Raw genomic sequence first — 3,898 nt, forward strand, 5'->3', positions numbered from 1 at the left:
CCCCACATCCACGTACCGCAACCGGTCGTGCAGCCGGTTCTCCCGCCCCTGCCAGAACTCCACCGCGTCCGGCACCACCCGGAACCCGCCCCAGTGCGGCGGCACCGGCACCTTCTCCCCCTCCGGATACCGCGCCGCCAGCTCCGCGTAGGACGCCTCCAGCTCGGCCCGCGAGGCCACCACCGAGGACTGGGCACTGGCCCAGGCCCCCAGCTGCGACCCGTGCGGCCGCGTACGGAAGTACGCCGCCGTCTCGTCCCGCCCCGTGCGCACCGCGGTCCCGGTGACGACGACCTGCCGCGCCACCGGATGCCAGGGGAACAGCAGCGCCACATGCGCGTTCTCCGCCAGCTCACGCGCCTTGCGGGACCCGTAGTTCGTGAAGAACACGAACCCCCGCTCGTCGAACTGCTTCAGCAGCACCGTGCGCGAACTGGGCCGCCCCTCGGCGTCCGCCGTGGAGACGACCATCGCGTTCGGCTCGTACACCGCACCCTCGGCCGCGGCCTGGGCGAACCACCGCCCGAACTGCTCCATGGGATGCCCGGCGAGCCCGGACGCGTCGAGGCCGTCGGCCCGGTACTGCTTGCGCATCGACGCGGGGTCGGGCCCGGGGCCGAGGAGGGGATCACGGTCGCTCACATGGTCATCCTGCCGCATCACCGCGGACGGCAGGGGGCAGTCGGCGGGGTCGGCAGCAGACCGGCGGCGGGCGGTCGCGGGACAGACGGCGGGCAGTCGGCAGGCATACGGCGGGCGTGGACTTCATCACTGCGTGGCACTGAGTGCCGCACACCCTCCCCAAAGGTGGCACCAGGGGATATCGTCCTGCTTCCGGACCGGTCGGGCGACCTCCGACCGCATGTCGCACACGCGTCGCACACATCATGAGGAGCCGCCTGATGTCCGACTTCGTACCCGGACTAGAGGGAGTCGTCGCTTTCGAGACGGAGATCGCCGAACCGGACAAGGAGGGCGGCGCCCTGCGGTACCGGGGCGTCGACATCGAGGACCTGGTCGGCCACGTCTCCTTCGGCAACGTCTGGGGGCTGCTCGTCGACGGGGCGTTCAACCCCGGCCTGCCACCCGCCGAGCCGTTCCCGATCCCCGTCCACTCCGGCGACATCCGCGTCGACGTCCAGTCCGCGCTCGCCATGCTCGCCCCCGTCTGGGGCCTCAAACCGCTCCTCGACATCGACGAGAAGCAGGCCCGCGCCGACCTCGCCCGCGCCGCCGTCATGGCCCTGTCGTACGTCGCCCAGTCCGCCCGCGGCCAGGGCCTGCCGATGGTCCCGCAGCGCGAGATCGACAAGGCGCAGTCCGTCGTCGAACGCTTCATGATCCGCTGGCGCGGCGAGCCCGACCCCAAGCACGTGGCGGCGGTCGACGCCTACTGGACCAGCGCCGCCGAGCACGGCATGAACGCGTCCACGTTCACCGCCCGCGTCATCGCCTCCACCGGCGCCGACGTCTCGGCCGCCCTCTCCGGAGCCGTCGGCGCGATGTCGGGACCGCTGCACGGCGGCGCGCCCTCGCGGGTCCTCGGCATGATCGAGGAGATCGAACGCACCGGCGACGCGGAGGCCTTCGTCAGGCAGGCCCTCGACAAGGGCGAGCGGCTGATGGGCTTCGGCCACCGCGTGTACCGCGCCGAGGACCCGCGCGCCCGCGTGCTGCGCCGCACCGCCCGCGAGCTGGGCGCCCCCCGCTTCGAGATCGCCGAGGCCCTGGAGAAGGCCGCCCTCGCCGAACTGCACGCCCGGCGCCCCGACCGCGTCCTCGCCACGAACGTCGAGTTCTGGGCCGCGATCGTCCTGGACTTCGCCGAGGTCCCGGCCCACATGTTCACCTCGATGTTCACCTGCGCCCGCACCGCGGGCTGGTCCGCGCACATCCTGGAACAGAAGCGCACCGGACGCCTCGTACGGCCCTCCGCGCGCTACACCGGCCCGGGCAGCCGCAACCCCCGCGAGATCGAGGGCTACGAGGACATCACCCACTGATCCCCTCCCCGCGCACGGAACGCAGACGACCCGCGTGCTCTGGTCCCCTCCGAGGAGGGAGCCGGCCGGACTCACCGGCGAGCACGCGGGTCGGGTGACTGCTTGGATTGGGCCGGCCGCACGCTCATCTCGCGCACTGGTCCGGCACCGCACTGCGTGTGGTGACGGGCCGCTAGCCCGCAGCCACCTCGCTGGTCCGGGTTTCAGACATGTACCCGATCACCTCCTTTCGGCGTGCGACACACATTAAGAAGCGTCGCGCCGACGCTCAAGTGATTTATTGCGCGGTCGACGCGTCGACCGCGCCGAGAGGGGAACCGATCATGGAGAACCGACGATTTCCGCAATCTTGCGGGAACCAGATGTGGGGTCCGTCACGTTCGAGTTGAATGACTGCCAGTGAGTGATTCGTAGTGAGTGGACGGACGCGCGGGCGCACCGCGCAGGACACGCCGACACGGCCTGCAGGGGGTGCCAGGTGAGTGCTTCGCGTCGTAGTGGGACCACGGACGAGCTCGGGCCTGACGAGCCGGAGCGGGACGGGGCGGATCTGCTGGCCGCCCTGCTCGACGGGATGGACGCGGCGCTGTGCGCGTTCGACGCCGACGGGGTGGTGACGCACTGGAACCGGGAGGCGGAGCGGATCCTCGGCTGGACCGCAGCCGAGGCGGTCGGGCGGCGCGGGTTCGCCGGCTGGGCCGTGCGGACGGCGGACGCCGAGGAGGTCGAGGGCCGGCTGCTGTCGGCGATGCAGGCGCCGGGGCGGCAGGTGCACGAGTTCGCGCTGCTGACCAAGGACGGCGGACGGGTGCTGGTGCGGACCCAGTCGGCCGCGGTGCCGGGGCCCGACGGGAAGCCGGCCGGGGTGTACTGCGCCTTCAGCGAGGTGCACGCGCAGATCGACCTGGAGCGGTCGATCGCCCTGAGCGAGGCGCTGTTCGACGACGCCGCCTGGGGGGTCGTGCTCGTCGACGCCGATCTGCGGCCCGCCGTGGTCAACGAGCACGCGGCGCGGGCGCTCGGCTCGGGGCGCACGGCGCTGCTGGGGCGGCCGCTGGGCGAGCTGCTCGCGCAGGGTGTGGAGGAGCTGGAGAGCGCGCTCACGCACGTGCTCGCGGAGGGCGCGCCGCCGGCTCCGGCCGAGATGTGGGTGACGCTGCGGACCGCGGAGGGCGATCAGCGGCGCTGCTGGCGCAGCGGTTTCCTGCGGCTCGCCTCACCGCTGGCGGAAGAACCGGTTCCGCTCGGGGTGGCGTGGCTCTTCCAGGACGTCACCGAGAGCAAGCAGACCGAGCAGGAGGCGGCGCTGCTGCGCTTCCGCACCAACCAGTTGCACCGGGCGGCGCGCGCGGCCGCCGAGTGCGAGGACCCCGCGGAGGCCGCGTCCGTCCACCTGGACTTCGCGCTCGCCGGGTTCGCCGACCATGCGCTGATCGACCGGGTGGCGGGCGGTTCGCTGGCCGACGGGGAGGGCCCGGTGCGGCTGGTGCGGGGCGCGGCCACGCCCTCCGGCGCGCCGGGGCCGAGTCTGCCGTCCGAGCGGGCCGGGCTGCCGGTGCGGTACGCGGAGGGGCATCCGGCGCTGCAGTGCGTCGAGCGGGCCGGGTCGGTGCGGGCGAGCGCGGGGGTGGCCGACGCGGAACGGGCCCGTGCGTGGGCGGTCGCCCGGCAGTGGCCTGCGGACTCCGTGCACGCGCTGTGCGTGGTGCTGCGCAGCCGGGGGCGGACGCTGGGGGTCGTCACGTTCCTGCGCGGCGCGAGCCGCACGCAGTTCGAACGGTTCGACGCGACGTACGCGGAGGATGTCGCGGTGCGGATCGCTGCCGCGTTGGATCTGGCGGGGGTGGTCGGAGGGGCGTGAGGGCCCTTGGGCCCCGCCGCCCCCGTTACCGCTT

3 protein-coding genes are annotated in these 3,898 nt (G+C 73.2%); 2 read left to right on the plus strand and 1 reads right to left on the minus strand.

Translation table 11 applies throughout. The features are described from left to right. The coding region (gene pdxH / locus FGF04_RS01115; RefSeq protein WP_188113913.1) for a pyridoxamine 5'-phosphate oxidase at nt 1–660 on the minus strand (660 nt) is incomplete at its 3' end. A 242-nt stretch (nt 661–902) separates the two neighbouring features. On the opposite strand from pdxH, the gene FGF04_RS01120 reads away from it, so the two are divergent. Further along, nucleotides 903–2,003, plus strand: a complete 1,101-nt coding sequence (locus FGF04_RS01120; protein WP_149509262.1) for a citrate synthase 2 — start codon at nt 903–905, stop codon at nt 2,001–2,003. A 478-nt stretch (nt 2,004–2,481) separates the two neighbouring features. Then, the gene (locus FGF04_RS01125) at nt 2,482–3,864 is read left to right on the plus strand and encodes a PAS domain-containing protein (protein WP_149509263.1); all 1,383 of its coding nucleotides are present in this window, start codon (nt 2,482–2,484) and stop codon (nt 3,862–3,864) included. The last annotated feature ends 34 nt before the right edge of the window (nt 3,865–3,898 follow it).

Origin of the sequence: Streptomyces apricus, assembly GCF_008369065.1 — a bacterium.
Classification (GTDB): Bacteria; Actinomycetota; Actinomycetes; order Streptomycetales; family Streptomycetaceae; genus Streptomyces; species Streptomyces apricus.